The following is a 14649-nucleotide window of genomic DNA, read 5'->3' as shown; positions in this document are numbered from 1 at the left end:
GGTTGTCTTGTATATATCGTGATAATACTTCCAAAAAAACTTCTTTAATATCATCCATTTTGCCTTGTTTAGGGTAATATAAATATTCAACAACTTGCTTGCTAATATGTCCTCGCCTTCTTTTCTTTCAACGATTTAAAATTTTCCAAATAACTTGATAACTACTTAAGTAAGCCTTAAACAACAACCACAAATGAATTTTTCACTAATATTGATGATTGTGATATTTACTGGTTTTTATTTTTTATCTCTTTATAATATTGTTCTTCTTCTCTTAATATCTTTTTAACCTCCTTTTTTATGCTAGCATACATCGATAAACTATTCTCTGTTCGATTGAAACAATGATAATTCTCTCCATCAAAGTCATAAAAAACCATATCACTTGATTTTCCATCTGAATTAGTTAACTTAAATTTAGTATTGAGTAGCAATTCATTTTTTTCTTTATCCATTTCCATCAAAATTGGTTTAACTTCTTTTAAATAGTTCAAATATATTTCAGTTGTAATCAGATTAAACTTTGCAATTGTGTAAACATATGAGATACGTGGAAAATCCTGAAATCGAGCAGATATATCTTCTTTAATTTCATCTATTTCTGATTTTAATTTTTCATTAAGATCAAAATGAGGCATTGTTAGAATTTCATCCAAATCAAAGTATACTCTTTGTTGTTCAATATTTGCCGGTAAGTGACCATGCTGAGAATAATTTCTAACATGTAATAAAAATCTGTACGAGAAATGTTCATCATAAGGCTTACTCAGACTTTTAATCTTAAAAGATTTAAAATCTTTTTCTGCTAAAAAGTTTTTCATACAAACTTCAATGGATTCAGTCAAAGTTTTGGCTGAACTAATTAAGTTTATCGTCAAAGCATTTATCTGATAATAATACTGGTCTTCCGTTAATTTTTCACCTGTACTTTCAATTAAATCATTAGTAAAAATTGTGAAGTGTTTGAGCAAATTAGTTAAATTATATCTAAACACATTAAAAAGTTTATCCAACTCTATAATATGACGTGTTAATTCTACATAATTTAAAAATATTCTTTTATCAGATTCTGTTATTGTTTCTAATAATGAATCAATCTGCCTTATTAGCTCATCATCTTGTAAATTACTGACAAAAAACCTACTATCACTTCTCATAATTATATTCTCCTAATATGATTTTTTCAAAATAATCAATATGTAACATAGAAGTATACCCTAACGTTACATATATCACTCATTATTATACCAGTATTTCTTCGTGACACATAAGGGTGTAACATAATAATTTTAAACGAAATGACTACAAGTAGTCATTGAAGCAAATCTTCATAAGACACCTGTAGAACATCCCTAATAGCTCTCAATTGATCTAACTTAATGTGTTAGCGGCCGCCTTCGATCTTAACCAATGTTTCCCTAGTTATAGCGATTTTCTTGAGCTGTAGGTCTCTAATCAGCTCGGTTTGACCAATTCCTTTTTCTAATCGGATTCGTCTAATATTGCTACCGATTACATTTTCTTTATCATTAATTTTTTCCTCTTTCAAGAATAGCACACCTTTTGGACTAAAATTAGTCCTTTTTCTTATTAATATTAAAGATTTGGTATGCTACAACGGGACTAGTATTAGTCCACATACAATTTTAAGGAGGAATTTTTTTGAAGAAATTTGCAATCATTCTAACCTACGCTTTACTCATCGGAACTATAAGCGGGTGTACCACTTCTGACACAAGTTCTACAAGTACAGAAACTAGTACAACAACCTCAGAAAAGAATTACCCAATACATTTTTTTCCGGTTCCAGATGGATTTGAAGCTTATTATCATGATAAAAAACTAGATGTCCCTTTATCAGAAACGGAATCTACTGAAAAGATTTTGCCAATTGAAATTGAAAGAAATCAAGACGATATAAAACTAAAAGCTGATCTTCCCTTACTGAACAGCACACAAATTGATAGACATGAAAATATCAAAGTTAATATTGAAAAAGGAGCGTTAGCACAACTTTATACTAAAAAAGTTGAACAATTTTTTGAGGCTGGTGCCAATAAAGACTTTTCAAAAATAAGCGATTATTCGGATAACTTTTTTTAATGAAACACAAGATGAAATCACAATCTCAACTTTTATGGCTGAAGATATGTACAAGATGACGTAAAAAAAATAAAAGCTTGCGACCATCCATTAAATCTGACACTAAATTATGGATTACCCTCTTTTGTATTAGCAGGTTAAGTTGATTATGAATATTCACCAGATTATTTGGAGACACCTCTTCAACACGAGAACAATGATATTAATTTTAGATTCGTCTAAGAGTTAAAAAATAAAACATGGTTAGTTGATCAATTAAGCACTATAAACACTAGCTTCCATGAATTACCTAATCCTGAAAGTGAAGTTGATATGGTCATTAAAATCTTCTGAAAAAGAAGCGTTGAAAGAGTGAGCTCTTCTTCAACGCTTCTTCTATTGATTCAAATTGCAATAACATTTGAACGAGTAATCTGATTTCTAAGCAGTTGTAAAACTCCTTGTGGCGGATAATAGAATGATTATAACGATTCTATATTGATATAATATATATTAACAAAAATAGTTTTTATTCGCTACAGACTAAGACAAGATCCACTATACTCAAGTAGTAACCGATTGGTTAAATTGGATTTACAAAAAGACACCGATGGAGCCTCAAATTACTCCACGTGAATTTAGGCATACCCATTGTAGCTTATTGTCTGAAAGTGGTGCTTCGATAATAGAAGTACAAGAACGATTAGGTTATAAAGATATTAAAACTACCATGAATATCTATGCTCATGTCACACCACAATCTGTTAAGAAAACTGGTGACCGATTTGCAAAATTTATGGGCGAATAATTCCAAACGTATCCAACCATTAAAATCCAAATAAAAAACGCTCGAAACGCTTTAATACCAACGTTTCGAGCAATAAAATAGTTGTTACCCCACACTACCTTCCATTTAACGATTTTCTATCTTAATACGCACAAATGCTGTTATATCAACAAAAAATCTCTAAAAGTTATCTTCTAAAATCCATATATTCACAACTATTTTTACAAATAGATAGTTTTTAGATAGCTTTTTTAGCTGGGGGCAATCAATTGTTCTATAATTTTTTTCTTCTTATCTTCATCAAATTTCCTTGGTAAACAAATGACTTGCTAAGGCGAGCTTGTACATAAATATATTCATATTACTTGCAGTAATTTAGTTTATGCTATAAATTAGTAATTGCGTGCAATACTTTAAGAAGAGTAGTTAGGCGGTGAAAACTTGGGGAAGTGCGCCTAATACTCTTCTTTTTTATTTTATCATTATTTCAACGTAATAGAAATTATTGATTAGAAAATCGTCATAAATTGGTTGAATTTAATTAATAAAAGGTGTACAGGATTGGTCAAATGAAAATCAATAACTTTTAATGATGAAAATTGACTGTTACCACACTCTTTCAAAAGAGTAATTTACTCAATAAGCAATAGATAAAAATATCCAATCGTATTCATTTTCGTATTCAAAAACTCATTGGTCTTGGGCAAGGATTTTTATTTTTAAAATAGAATTTTCATCGCTTCCTCAAGGTATTCTTCAAGCTTTAGAATTTTCTCAGATATTTGATGTATCTCAATACTTTTATCACCACTCCAATTTAATTCTGAAAACATCTCGTCATAAACAGTTTCAGGATCATCGATACTACTTTGGCCGTCTCTACCAACATACATTGCAGTTTGAACGAATTGCACATCATCATAACTCAAACCTTCTAAATAAGAAATTAACTCTCTTTTTTTATTAAACAGGCTTGAATCTTCCTCGTTGTCACCAATCATCGAAACGAAATCTCCAGTTAAATTTGTTGTGAAACTTCCCGGGTAAAGTAATTCATATTCATGATTGTAGTCTTTGGCCATCTTAATAACTTCTTTTAAAATAAATAATTTGTTTGAACTAAAGTTTTTTTCCATTTTTCTCTCCTATGTTCACTTTTTGTTTTTGCATATATTTTTTTCCGAATGTATCAATCGCTTGAAACTCATAAGTAGTTGATTTTATTCTTTTTTGATTAGTTATTGGTTCGATATTTGCTTTAATAAAGTTATCAAATAGAAACTTTCTATACATCCAAGTTTTTGATTCGAACGGTGCTAAAGTCATCGGCAATTCTGATAACTTACCTAAATCATCATCAATTAGAAAAATAGCGCTTTTTATAATTTTTTTTCTAAAAAAACCTCTTTCCCACACTATAACTTTTATTGAAGATATTGTTATACTAAAATTACTGTAGTTATAAACTGTAAATGAAATTACAGATACTGGATCAATAACTGATTTATTTGGATGCATAATCAGCGTTTGTCCATTTATATCACTAACTTCCAACTTTCCTTTTCTTTTATCTTGCCTAAGAGCAAGCCATAACGCTACCCAAACCGCTCCAATTGTTCCAAGAGCATTTACCCAATTTACTAACTGTTCATTTTGCAAAACATTTTCCATAAACCATTGCATATTAACCACCCCAACTGAAACTTTAGTCATGAATACCGCTTTGAACAATAAACCACTTTAACATAAACATGTTTTATTTCTTCATTTAAACAAGTCAAAAATGCTAAAAGTTGTTTTCTTGTATACTTTATTTTTTATAGACTTAGAAGGTGATTTAACAAACCCAATCCCTTTTTTGCCGTACAATGGATTGACAGACTTTTTCACTGCTCTTTTTGCTTTCCCTGTAGTCCTGGCGGAAATTGATTTCTTTATGCTTGGTTTTCTCATGCCAATCTTCATATAATAAGCTCCTTTTTATATTGATATTACCAATTAATTATATGCTATTCAAATATTTTTTTATTTTGATAAAACCCGATCCGTATTATTCTTTTGATAATTTTATTTATACTTCAAAATTTTCTTTTAAGAACTGCTGAAGACTATTTCTCTCAATCCGAATATCTTGCGGACTCCAAACCTGTATTTTTAATCCCATAGAAATCCACTTGTTTAGTTTTTTATCTCCAATACCTAGAACCTGCTTGATGGTTTCTTTGTTTCCATACGGTGGTAGCTCAATAGTTTTTGTTAAAAGCTTCATGCGTTTTTCAATTTCTGCAGTTGCGATTGCAACGATTTCTGAAGCTATCTGTTTTTGCATCATTTCATCAGGTATGTGTAAAATCATTGCTTCCACTCCTTTTCTTCTTAGTATTTCAAGCATAACAAAAAAGGCACCCAGCCGATAAGCTAGGTGCCTTGTATTTATCCTCCTACGCCGCCAAGCGCTTGTTTGCTTGCACGGTAAAATTTACGGTTCATTTTGTTTAATTCGCTTGGGTTATTCGCATCGACATTCCCAATGTGGATATGTTGTTCCACTTTGGATGGCTGTACTTTGCCGCCAATACCTTTTCGTTTTTCTTCGTCTGATAACGGAGTAACAGTTGTCTTGCCGTTTTTGTTCGTAAGCAATTCTGGTCCAGCTTCACCAACGATCGCTTGGCCATTCAGTACATGACCGCCATCTGCCAAATAAGGCAAAGTAGAAATGCTAAAGCTTTTTCCGCCTACGCCAGGAACCCATTTCGGAATTTTAATGTTATTAAGACCACCTAGAAAAGCATTAATTAATCCAATCATTCCATTAAAAGGTGCTTTTGCCATGGCTGCAATTCCATCAAAGATACCACCGAAAATGTTTACAACGCCGTTCCAAGCTCGTTCCCAATCACCTGTAAATATTCCGGTTATAAAATCTATAAATCCGGTGAAAATTCTCTTACCAGCATCGAAAAAGTTTTGGAAATTTTGAATGATTCCTCCAAAAATATTGCTAATGTATCCGCCCATAAAATTAAATACTTCTACCGCTATATCAGAAACACCTTGGAAGAATGCATTCACACCGTTCCTAAACCATTCAACATTGTTATAAGCCCAAACTAGCCCAGCAACTAATGCGGCTATTGCTATTACAGCTACGGCAAACCATCCACCAGATAATCCGAATAATTTGCCTAGCCCACTCCACACAGTGGCCAGATCTTTAACCCCAGCGGTGATCTTGGTAACGGAACTCATAAGCGTTCCTATGACAACCAAAGCTGGTCCGATTACTGCAGATATACCAGCGAGTGTAATAATCCAGTTCTTAGTGCCTTGATCCAGAGAATCCCACCAGCCTTTAAAACTCTTCAAAGCATCAATCGCCATTTCAAAGAAAGGTAATAAGCTGATTTGGACGGATTCACCGACGTCTGCTAAAGCAAATTTCGCATTGTTCATCGCACGATTAGCCGCGTCAATAGGATCTTCTGTTTCTGCAAATGTATCAGCCACTGCACCGCCGCTTTCTTTTGCTACTTTTGCTAAATCATCCAAGGTAAACGTTCCTCGTTTGATTGCGTCAACCATTTTATCTGACCCTTTTCCAAATACTTCATTAGCAATTCTCAAAGCTTCTGTTTCGTCTTTTGCATTCAGTATTGAATCGATTGTTCCCTTTAATCCGTCTTGTAACGATAGATTGTCTTTGGCGTATACAACTGAAGCTTTAGACATCTTGCTTAACATTGTGCTTGAGTCAACCCCAGCTTGCTCAAATTTACCAATTAAGGTCACCCCTTCATCGAAACTCAATCCTAATTGTTTGATTTGAGGTGCACCATCAATCGCCTTCTTCATAAGGTCATCAACTGATTGTCCTGTGTTCTGGGAAGTTTTGGTAGTAACATCTAATACATCGTTTAAATCATCGTAGGATAGTTCATAAGCTTCGATCGATTGTCTAGCATAAATTGCTGCTTGCGAGACATCCGTATTATTGATATCGGCATATTTCAATAGGTAGTCTGTTGAATCTTCAAGTTTTTTGTCCATGAACCCAAATTGAGTATTCACTTCACCAATTGCTTCTCCAACCGTTTGTAGTTCTAAGTGAGTATTTGAGCCAACGTTTTCAAACGAGGTAGACAAACGATCAGCAACATCGCCTGTTGCGCCTGTCTTTTGTATAATAGTGTCCATAGCTTCATCAACTTCTGAGAATGCAGCTAAACCAGCAGCCCCAACTGCCATAATCGGCGCGGTAACGCCTACGGTCATTTTCTTGCCAACGCCCGCAACCTTTTCGCCAGCTTCTTCAATTTTTTGTAACTTTTTGGCTGTATCAATAGATACATCACCTTGTTCTTTCAATGCTTCATTTGTTTCATCCAAAGCGGCTTTTAATTTGTTTTGCCCGGTTTCGGATTCAAGCATCTTCTTATAAAGTTTTTCAGATTCTGCCGAATACTTACCAGTTTCTTCAACCGATTTTTCATACTGTTCGCGCAAAAGTTCTGTTCGCTTTTCAGCAAGCGTTAACTGGGTTTCCAATTTCTTTTTGGTAACTGTCAACTTCTCAGTTGCAGTCGCATTTTTATCCATAGCAGACATCTGATTGTTGAATTCAGTTACTGCTAAGTTCATTTCACGATTGATCCCCTTGATCGTTTTAGAGTAATTGACTTCTCCATTTGTCTTGAAATTCAAGACAACATCGGTTTCTCTTACACTTCCTGCCATATTTTACTCTCATCTCCTTTGCATTTTCTGTCTTCTGATCGCAAGAAATTCGTCTTGTTTATTCTTCATTTCTTGCATTAGTTTATCGTATTTCACACCGTCTACTTCATTGCTTTCCTGAAATTCATTTATTAGAAACGTGCAAATCTCCAACCTTTTCGAAAGCAACGAACAATAAGCCTTGATATACTCTCGATTAGAGCTGTTTTTCTTCTGAATCAGCCTTAATTCTCGCTCGATCGCTTTTAACTTTCGAAGTAATTCTTTGTAATTTGAAATTGAATCAAAAGAGTTTCCTAAGTCTGTTTTTACCGTGTGTTGATACCAAATGTTATCCGCCTTATCCCTCAAATATTCTAATCTATTCATTTTTATCCCTCGCTCATTCTCTGGTTGTTAGAAAGTTCATAAATTCATCTACTTCTGGACTTCCTATTTTTGTTTTATCATTCTCGACTACCAATCTAAGCAATTCTTTAACTGCGGCAGTATATCTATTGATCATCGTGTTATATGTCTTGACTGAAGCCGATTCTTTGTAAAATTCTTGGCTGCCATTCTTGAAAAGTTCAATAGACCCATTTTTATTGATATCTTCTTCAAGTTCTGACAAAGTAACATTCATAAATGAAACTCGCTCAATCAAACCTTTGACTACTTCAGCGCTACTACTGGGTACTCCGTCCATTAATGTTGTTAGTCTTTCTTTCTCAGCCGCTATTCGTGCTTCTTTTGCTTTCTTTTTCAATGTTTGCCCCCCTCCCGTGTATGGACCTGTGTGTTTTTCGGAGTTCCATCCCCGATTCCTAACCGATTTATTTTTTATAAAAATAACGGGGGGATAAATCAATCCCACACCGTTAATCATTTAATTTAATTTTTAATTTCAAATTTATTATTTGGCATGCCATTCAGTCTAATGATTTCATCTAAGTAGTTACTCACTGATCGTTTAACATCATGGAAATAAGAACCCAACCTTGAGGTATAACCCCATCCTCCTTTGTAGTATTCTCGTTGGACATTATCCAATATGTTTTTGTTCTTAATGCCCAACACATCTATAAGTTGTTTCATTGAGCTGTTATGCGATTTGATTAACTGATCATTTAATTGGAACAGTCTAGTAGTTTCTGTTCCCAGTAAAGCAGTTACTTCAGCGAATCCTTTGTTGTCAAATAGTTCTTTTGCTTCAGACAATAAAGCAGCTTCTTTTCGGTTGGTTTCATTTTTCAACTGATTGATATAATTAAGATAGATACTATTGGTGATCTCTGCACGTTCTTGGTACGCCTCGGCAATCACCTTCTCAAGATCTTCAATATCCTTATTCGCTTCTTTGTTAGCCTTGAATGTCTCTAGACTATACTTACCTTTTGCTGAAGCATTCTTCTCTCTCTTTTCAACCAGACTATCTAACTCTTTCTCCAACTCATTGATATTGATATCGATCTCTTTTAATTCTTTTACCTCTGGTGTGGTTACTGTGTACTCTACTGTCATGCTTGATTCGCTCCTTTGATTTTTTCTTTGAGTTTACTTACTACTGTTTTCTTAGGTTCTTTGATCTGTGTTACTCGTTCTTTCTTATATTGAGCCAACAACTCTCTGCGGCGCTCGATGGCAATTTCATTTGTACTGTCTTCCTCGATCAGCTTATTTAATTCGACTAACGATAGCTTTTTAATAGCATCTGGATTTTCTTCCAGCTCTTGCTTCATTTGTTGTTCTTCAAGGTATTTCTTCCATTCTCTGTAGCTAAAGAAATCATCTTCTGTTTTCATTTGCCAACTCCTCTACTTTCTTGCGAGTACCAGGATCTAACCCATTTGTGTTCTTTGCTACCAAGGTGAGCATTGCTTTGCGTTTAAACTCAGCGGTACAAATGCCTTTAAGCAAAACCAACTTCTTCTTATCAGTTAACACTCCATCCCGATCCTCATTTAGAGCATTCTCCACTTGCTCAGGACTTAGCCCCGTGACTTCACACAAATGCTTCTGTTTGATTTTGCGTGTCTTCATAATCTCTACAATAGTCATTTACACTTTCCTTTCTGCTTAATCAGTCAAACCATATATCAATAAACTTTATATACTCGTCTCGAGGTTCCATTTTCTTTAATCGAAGGTACATCTTTAGCTGGCGACCCTGTGTAGAGTCCTGTTTGAATCTTTTCGCTTTGGACCTATCTTGCGTGAAGATATAGGAATCTGGATCCGCGCGATTGCCGCTAATGATTTTGTAGTCCTTCAAATAAATAGTTCCTACGCCTAGAATGTATTCCTCTAGTTCGTCAGCATCAATTTCGATAAACTCTTTTCTCAATCGATTGAGAATAGCCTGTAATTTCGCCTCTGACTTGCTCCTGATTTTTCGGTATTCAAGAATTGATATCCCTCTTTTTTCAGCCAATACTTTATCCGTAACTGGTGTATAGGTTCGATAACCGTTATGCATAAAACTAAAGTTGGCACCTTGTTCAGTTTCGTAATACTTCTCAGAAAGAATTAAAACATCTTCTTTTGGCAGCTCTTTTAAAGCAGTAAATAGCAAACGAGCATATCCTGCTGTATTCCCCTCTTTTAAATGATTTCTATTTACCACAAAGGCCTTCCATTGAGTGAGTATCCATTTTGGGCGAATGTCATAATCATAAACCACTATCCAAACACCTCCGCCATTAGTGCAATATTCGAAAACAAATCATCTGTTAGTTCAACCTTTTCTTGCGGCACTTCCCATTCATATCTGAACGCCATAGCTGTTTCTATCTCGAATATTTCATCGAGTGCTTTCTGTTTCAAAGATGGGCTTTCAACCCTTTTTAAAAGGCTATCACGTTCATTTATAGGCAATTCATTTAAGAAGTGCATAAAATGTTTGTGCCTAAACTTCCAACGCTCTATCCGCTTGTCAATGAGCATACACGCTTCAACGTTATCTGCTACTAAATAATCAATCTTGGGAGCTTTTGCATGGATAGCAATTTCATCATAGGCAATTCCTGTGCATAGGCTTTGGCAATAAAGTTCTTGCCTGATTAATCGTTTTTCTTGTTCCAGCTTTCTGATATAAGCCTCTATGTTCAAATAGCGGTTTAAATTGTATTCACTATCCATGCTTCCCTCCTAAAAAAACAGTATTCTATTATGTTGCGGCTTTGATCGTTGGTCTAGCTTGGGATTGTCATCATCTAGGACGGCTTTTTCAGCAACCGCAGTATACAGTTTTCAAAGGACAACTAATAATAAAAAACGGACACGAGACGTCTGCCATATTACTGGCTTTTTTCGTCTCATATCCGTTGGTTCTTCCTAATCAGATATTATTATTAAGTTGTCTTTATTATACCATATTTGAGCGATAAAATCTTTATGAAACGTTGATATATCAGCTTTTAACACACTTTTTCATTCTAATTTATTTGTTGTTTTCGTCTCATATCTGACTACTTGACCATCTTTTACGATCAGGATAATTTCCCCATATTCTGGTAGTGTAAGTTCTACCGTTTTCGTTGGTTTGTCAATGTATAATTTATCTGCGTTCATCGTTCCATCTCCTTATTTTGCAATTTTTAATGAATCTTGCCAGTTTTTTAGATCTGCTTGTTCGATATTCGTGATTGTTTGTTCCATGCTCTTAAATTGGTTCCTGAACGCTTGAAGGCCAATAGTCCGTTCAGCTTCGTTGGTAGCGATAAACATGCCGCCTTCATATCCTCTGACAGAAACAATAGGCACTCCTTTTGCTCGCAGCATTTGAATAACTGCTTTTACGTCTCGTTCGTCCAAATCAATAATAGAGCATATATCTGGTACTTTAATTTTCCTTTCAAACCCTCTCGGAATTAATTCAAGTACCGATTGTTCAATAATCGTAAGTTCTTCCATTACATGCCTCCGTTCATTTTTTTAATTTTCCTCAAATATTGGATAGTCATTTGGATAGAGATTATGACTCTTGAAATCCAAATCATTTCTTGTGGCCAGCTTGATAATATAACCAGTTTTTTTAAACGGTGAATGTGGGTTAGTGCAATGCGCCACCCTCATTCCATCTTTCTTTCCGTGAAAATGCCATTTCGAACAATACGGACACCAAACTGCATATTGTGATCCTGTATCATAAGCGATTAAAATTGGGTATTTTCTTTCATTTTTATTAGTTTTCAGTGTTTTCACTCCTATCTTCTTTGCGTGTGTATTCCTTAGATAAATATAGCCGAACCATCCGAACCGTTAGTACAAAACCCTGATTTATCAACATTTCCACTGCTGTTTATTATCGAACCACTAAGTACCTAAACCGAACCATACCGAACCATTAAGTACCTATTCATTTGTTCGAAAATTCTGGTTCGGGTTGGTTCGATTTTTTTCTTGGTTGGTTCGACTTCAGAATACTGCTATACCAACGTTTTCCAAAACAGGTTCGGATGGTTCGGTATTTTTCACTTCTTCCAGACACACACTCAGTCTTCGATCGAAATATATTGCTTCAAAAACAAATGAATGTAACGTTTCATTCGCTGATTTTCTACTCTTGGGTTCTTTTTATAAATCCCTATTTTTTCAAGTTGCTTAGTAAACTTCGGTTGAGATAGTTCTTTGAGGTTTTCCCTGAAACAAAAATTTCTATATTCTTCGTATATCATTTTAGAAGAATCTCCCTCACTTGATTCCATGTCAACCTCGCACACTTCTTCAATGAACCTCATTATATGATTCGATTCTTTCAACCATTTATCTTTTGCTTGATTCATCTTGTCTGATACAGTCAGTTCTTTGCGGTCTAGCGCTTCTTTAAACATCCTTATGCAATAGGTGGCGAATAGTGGGATCTCTTTCTCAATGGCCTTCAAATCGTGTTTAGTTTTAAAACTTTCGTCTATCACGCAATCAAAAGGAACTACATATAAGCGCCTCTCAAAACCGTGTGTGAAGTCATTGAACGCTGGCAACTCGTTGGCTGAAAATATCAACTTCGCAAAATTCACAAACATAAAGTGATCTTTTCCTTTAAACTCAGCAGATAAACGATCCCCACCAGTGAGGGCTTTGAGTAGCCCTGTTGACTTGAGAAACTCGGAATCAACATCCGCAAACAGATTGGCTTCTTTCTGAAATAGGTTGGCACCAGCAAAACGATTCTGTTTGTTCCCTAATTCTTGAAGCGTCATATTGCTGGTATTGTCCTTACCGATGACTTTTGTTAGAAAATCTAAGAAAGTGGATTTACCATTCTCGCCACTCCCTTGCAAAATCGTTATGGTTTGAAAAGGTGCATAACTTCGATAGAAACAGTATCCTATGATTTCCATTAAATGCTGCGCGCTTTTTTCATCACCAGTCAAATCTCGCAGCCATTCGATTGACTTCTCTGGCTTCAAATTTGATTTCGGATCTACAACATAATCATGACTTTGAAGAATATAGTCTTTAGTATCGTGCGGTTTCAGTTCACCAGTTTTTATGTTGTAAGTTCCGTTTTTAAAATTGGCCAGATACGGCTTGCTATTGTTAAAAGGATTTTCTTTCATAGCCGGGTCAAAAATCTTAATCATGATGAACTTTTTTGTTTCACCTAGTTTTTGCTGGCTCCACTTATTGAAAGATTCCAATTTGTCAGTGATATAACCGTCTAAAAAGTCGCTTAAACTATCGATTCGCCATGATCCTGTTTTTTTATCAAACCTCGCACCGTAGAGCAAACCATTTGTTCGGATCATTGGTATCTCGTTCATAATTTCATAACCTAACTTAGAAGCATTTACTTTAGTGTTTCCTTTTTCATCTGTGTAAATCCAAGAAGGCAGTTTCTTTTCTTCGCCAATCTTCTTTTTTTGTAATTCTTGTAACTCAATAATTTCACTCAATTGGCTCCCAACTCCTTTTTCGCTATCGAATAGAATGTTTCCTCCACTTCTTTTTCGGATAGCGGTTCTGTAAAATATTGATTGGCGACTTTAACTAATTCGAATACTGCCTTTACATCTACTGCTCTTGCCAACAACCCCCCTGTGATTTGTGCAATGCGATTATTGCGATTTCCCTCTTCACATCCGCATACAATGCTTTCGAAAAGTTCAGTAGTTGTATTCCTATATCTTGACCCGCCTTTTTTGAATTGGCTTGTGTTTTTGTACAATTTTCTTGAAGTTACGCCTCCTGTGTCTTGCTTGTAGTCTTTCAGCCAACGTTTTGCGGCATCTAAGCCATCAGATATGGGAAATAATTTTTCTCCGCCATGGACAATAATTTGTTCTTGCTTAGTATATTGTGTCAACACTGGTAGTAACTGTATTTGCGACCAGGTAAGGTTTGACTGATCCGCATTGTGGATAATGCCATCCAGTATTTTATTTGAAAAAAAGTAAATCAGTAGCTTGTACTCTTGTTCATTCACTGGTTTATCCAGTGGAATAACTAACCTATAGCGTACGCCTTTTAACCCATGACTAACACTTGGATAAAGAACATAAGCAAACTTGGCTAGTTTTTGTTTGATGGCAGCTATCAAATCAATTTCAGATACGGTCACATCATCTAAATCTAAAATTAGGCAATCTCGATTGATTAAATTTTCATTTTTTCGTATCAAGGCCTTCATTTCACCAGCTATGAACCCATCAATTACAATCGTTTTTAATTTCTTCTGTTCTTCGGGATCATCAGAAATATTGACTTGAAGCGGTACATACTTGGAAAAAAACTGAATAATAGTTTTATCAATTGGTGGTTCCATAATGGATGGCCGCACTTTTCCTATATAAATCATTGTGTCACCTCACCTAGCTTTTCCATATCCTCAGCGTGTTTGTCCGCTAAACACTGAATACTTGCAATAATAGCTTGTATTTTGCTTATATCTTCAAGTTTTGTAGAATTCCCTTGCAAAAAATCGTGAGACATTTCAAGTAATGCTGAAACAGCGATATTTATATAACTTGAATCAGCGATTAACACATCTATATCAATATTTTTGTTCATTCTCTTCATTCCTCCATCAATATGTGTTAGAATTAGAGAAAAGAAAGATA

The 14649-nt window shown here is 34.9% G+C and carries 20 protein-coding genes and 2 pseudogenes; 2 read left to right on the top strand and 20 right to left on the bottom strand.

The features are described from left to right. Nucleotides 1-227: 227 nt before the first annotated feature. Entirely contained in the window at nucleotides 228-1157 is a 930-nt protein-coding gene (locus A5870_RS16180) for a hypothetical protein (RefSeq protein ID WP_086293951.1), read from the bottom strand. A 155-nt stretch (nucleotides 1158-1312) separates the two neighbouring features. Next, nucleotides 1313-1558, bottom strand: a pseudogene (locus A5870_RS16175) (helix-turn-helix domain-containing protein). Nucleotides 1559-1662: 104 nt separating this feature from the next. Here A5870_RS16175 and A5870_RS16170 point away from each other — a divergent pair. Then, nucleotides 1663-2103, top strand: coding sequence for a hypothetical protein (locus A5870_RS16170; RefSeq protein WP_003128387.1), 441 nt, complete (start codon nucleotides 1663-1665; stop codon nucleotides 2101-2103). Between the two features lie 526 nt (nucleotides 2104-2629). Beyond that, a pseudogene (locus tag A5870_RS16160) lies at nucleotides 2630-2890 on the top strand (tyrosine-type recombinase/integrase); the annotation flags it as partial. A gap of 698 nt (nucleotides 2891-3588) precedes the next feature. On the opposite strand, the gene A5870_RS16155 reads toward A5870_RS16160, so the two are convergent. The 18 genes from A5870_RS16155 to A5870_RS16070 all read right to left on the bottom strand — a co-directional run bounded on the left by A5870_RS16155 (nucleotide 3589) and on the right by A5870_RS16070 (nucleotide 14599). Next, nucleotides 3589-4005 (bottom strand): hypothetical protein, encoded by a 417-nt coding sequence (locus A5870_RS16155; RefSeq protein WP_086293949.1) that lies wholly within the window; start codon nucleotides 4003-4005, stop codon nucleotides 3589-3591. Beyond that, complete coding sequence (locus A5870_RS16150) at nucleotides 3989-4582, bottom strand: hypothetical protein (RefSeq protein WP_139843170.1); 594 nt, start codon at nucleotides 4580-4582, stop codon at nucleotides 3989-3991. The genes A5870_RS16155 and A5870_RS16150 overlap by 17 nt, the downstream gene beginning before the upstream one ends. A 51-nt stretch (nucleotides 4583-4633) precedes the next feature. Then, entirely contained in the window at nucleotides 4634-4834 is a 201-nt protein-coding gene (locus A5870_RS16145) for a hypothetical protein (protein ID WP_086293947.1), read from the bottom strand. Nucleotides 4835-4940: 106 nt separating this feature from the next. Then, nucleotides 4941-5225 (bottom strand): hypothetical protein, encoded by a 285-nt coding sequence (locus tag A5870_RS16140; protein WP_071856498.1) that lies wholly within the window; start codon nucleotides 5223-5225, stop codon nucleotides 4941-4943. A gap of 77 nt (nucleotides 5226-5302) precedes the next feature. Further along, the gene (locus A5870_RS16135) at nucleotides 5303-7606 is read right to left on the bottom strand and encodes a phage tail tape measure protein (protein WP_086293946.1); all 2304 of its coding nucleotides are present in this window, start codon (nucleotides 7604-7606) and stop codon (nucleotides 5303-5305) included. Between the two features lie 9 nt (nucleotides 7607-7615). Then, complete coding sequence (locus tag A5870_RS16130; RefSeq protein ID WP_086293945.1) at nucleotides 7616-7975, bottom strand: hypothetical protein; 360 nt, start codon at nucleotides 7973-7975, stop codon at nucleotides 7616-7618. A gap of 13 nt (nucleotides 7976-7988) precedes the next feature. After that, on the bottom strand, nucleotides 7989-8354 hold the full coding sequence (locus A5870_RS16125) for a hypothetical protein (RefSeq protein WP_010749671.1): 366 nt from the start codon (nucleotides 8352-8354) through the stop codon (nucleotides 7989-7991). Between the two features lie 125 nt (nucleotides 8355-8479). Next, the gene (locus A5870_RS16120; protein WP_086293944.1) at nucleotides 8480-9109 is read right to left on the bottom strand and encodes a hypothetical protein; all 630 of its coding nucleotides are present in this window, start codon (nucleotides 9107-9109) and stop codon (nucleotides 8480-8482) included. After that, nucleotides 9106-9390: a hypothetical protein gene (locus A5870_RS16115; protein WP_086293943.1), complete on the bottom strand. Its 285-nt coding sequence runs from the start codon at nucleotides 9388-9390 to the stop codon at nucleotides 9106-9108. Before A5870_RS16115 ends, A5870_RS16120 begins: the two co-directional genes overlap by 4 nt. After that, nucleotides 9374-9646, bottom strand: a complete 273-nt coding sequence (locus tag A5870_RS16110; RefSeq protein ID WP_071856502.1) for a hypothetical protein — start codon at nucleotides 9644-9646, stop codon at nucleotides 9374-9376. Before A5870_RS16110 ends, A5870_RS16115 begins: the two co-directional genes overlap by 17 nt. Nucleotides 9647-9668: 22 nt before the next feature. Beyond that, the gene (locus A5870_RS16105; protein ID WP_086293942.1) at nucleotides 9669-10268 is read right to left on the bottom strand and encodes a hypothetical protein; all 600 of its coding nucleotides are present in this window, start codon (nucleotides 10266-10268) and stop codon (nucleotides 9669-9671) included. Further along, nucleotides 10268-10726 carry a hypothetical protein gene (locus A5870_RS16100; protein ID WP_086293941.1) on the bottom strand — a complete coding sequence of 153 codons (459 nt, stop codon included), beginning with the start codon at nucleotides 10724-10726 and terminating at the stop codon, nucleotides 10268-10270. The genes A5870_RS16105 and A5870_RS16100 overlap by 1 nt, the downstream gene beginning before the upstream one ends. Before the next feature lie 291 nt (nucleotides 10727-11017). After that, nucleotides 11018-11158, bottom strand: a complete 141-nt coding sequence (locus A5870_RS17425; protein WP_086293940.1) for a hypothetical protein — start codon at nucleotides 11156-11158, stop codon at nucleotides 11018-11020. 12 nt (nucleotides 11159-11170) lie between these two features. Continuing rightward, nucleotides 11171-11500, bottom strand: coding sequence for a hypothetical protein (locus A5870_RS16090; protein ID WP_086293939.1), 330 nt, complete (start codon nucleotides 11498-11500; stop codon nucleotides 11171-11173). A gap of 21 nt (nucleotides 11501-11521) precedes the next feature. After that, nucleotides 11522-11791 (bottom strand): hypothetical protein, encoded by a 270-nt coding sequence (locus A5870_RS16085; protein ID WP_252086060.1) that lies wholly within the window; start codon nucleotides 11789-11791, stop codon nucleotides 11522-11524. Between the two features lie 290 nt (nucleotides 11792-12081). Further along, entirely contained in the window at nucleotides 12082-13485 is a 1404-nt protein-coding gene (locus A5870_RS16080) for a DNA primase family protein (protein ID WP_086293938.1), read from the bottom strand. After that, complete coding sequence (locus A5870_RS16075) at nucleotides 13482-14387, bottom strand: primase alpha helix C-terminal domain-containing protein (protein WP_086293937.1); 906 nt, start codon at nucleotides 14385-14387, stop codon at nucleotides 13482-13484. Before A5870_RS16075 ends, A5870_RS16080 begins: the two co-directional genes overlap by 4 nt. Then, complete coding sequence (locus A5870_RS16070; protein WP_086293936.1) at nucleotides 14384-14599, bottom strand: hypothetical protein; 216 nt, start codon at nucleotides 14597-14599, stop codon at nucleotides 14384-14386. The genes A5870_RS16075 and A5870_RS16070 overlap by 4 nt, the downstream gene beginning before the upstream one ends. Between the last annotated feature and the right edge of the window lie 50 nt (nucleotides 14600-14649).

It is taken from the genome of Enterococcus sp. 2G9_DIV0600, assembly GCF_002140615.1.
Taxonomy (GTDB): domain Bacteria; phylum Bacillota; class Bacilli; order Lactobacillales; family Enterococcaceae; genus Enterococcus_D; species Enterococcus_D innesii.
Note: the sequence above shows the minus strand (reverse complement) of the source record. Positions and strands in the feature narration are given on the sequence as shown.

Coding starts and splice junctions, on each gene's coding strand:
- A5870_RS16180 (WP_086293951.1), bottom strand. CDS start 1,157: ATGAGAAGTGATAGTAGGTTTTTTGTCAGTAATTTACAAGATGATGAG.
- A5870_RS16155 (WP_086293949.1), bottom strand. CDS start 4,005: ATGGAAAAAAACTTTAGTTCAAACAAATTATTTATTTTAAAAGAAGTT.
- A5870_RS16150 (WP_139843170.1), bottom strand. CDS start 4,582: ATGACTAAAGTTTCAGTTGGGGTGGTTAATATGCAATGGTTTATGGAA.
- A5870_RS16145 (WP_086293947.1), bottom strand. CDS start 4,834: ATGAAGATTGGCATGAGAAAACCAAGCATAAAGAAATCAATTTCCGCC.
- A5870_RS16140 (WP_071856498.1), bottom strand. CDS start 5,225: ATGATTTTACACATACCTGATGAAATGATGCAAAAACAGATAGCTTCA.
- A5870_RS16135 (WP_086293946.1), bottom strand. CDS start 7,606: ATGGCAGGAAGTGTAAGAGAAACCGATGTTGTCTTGAATTTCAAGACA.
- A5870_RS16130 (WP_086293945.1), bottom strand. CDS start 7,975: ATGAATAGATTAGAATATTTGAGGGATAAGGCGGATAACATTTGGTAT.
- A5870_RS16120 (WP_086293944.1), bottom strand. CDS start 9,109: ATGACAGTAGAGTACACAGTAACCACACCAGAGGTAAAAGAATTAAAA.
- A5870_RS16115 (WP_086293943.1), bottom strand. CDS start 9,390: ATGAAAACAGAAGATGATTTCTTTAGCTACAGAGAATGGAAGAAATAC.
- A5870_RS16110 (WP_071856502.1), bottom strand. CDS start 9,646: ATGACTATTGTAGAGATTATGAAGACACGCAAAATCAAACAGAAGCAT.
- A5870_RS16100 (WP_086293941.1), bottom strand. CDS start 10,726: ATGGATAGTGAATACAATTTAAACCGCTATTTGAACATAGAGGCTTAT.
- A5870_RS17425 (WP_086293940.1), bottom strand. CDS start 11,158: ATGAACGCAGATAAATTATACATTGACAAACCAACGAAAACGGTAGAA.
- A5870_RS16090 (WP_086293939.1), bottom strand. CDS start 11,500: ATGGAAGAACTTACGATTATTGAACAATCGGTACTTGAATTAATTCCG.
- A5870_RS16075 (WP_086293937.1), bottom strand. CDS start 14,387: ATGATTTATATAGGAAAAGTGCGGCCATCCATTATGGAACCACCAATT.
- A5870_RS16070 (WP_086293936.1), bottom strand. CDS start 14,599: ATGAACAAAAATATTGATATAGATGTGTTAATCGCTGATTCAAGTTAT.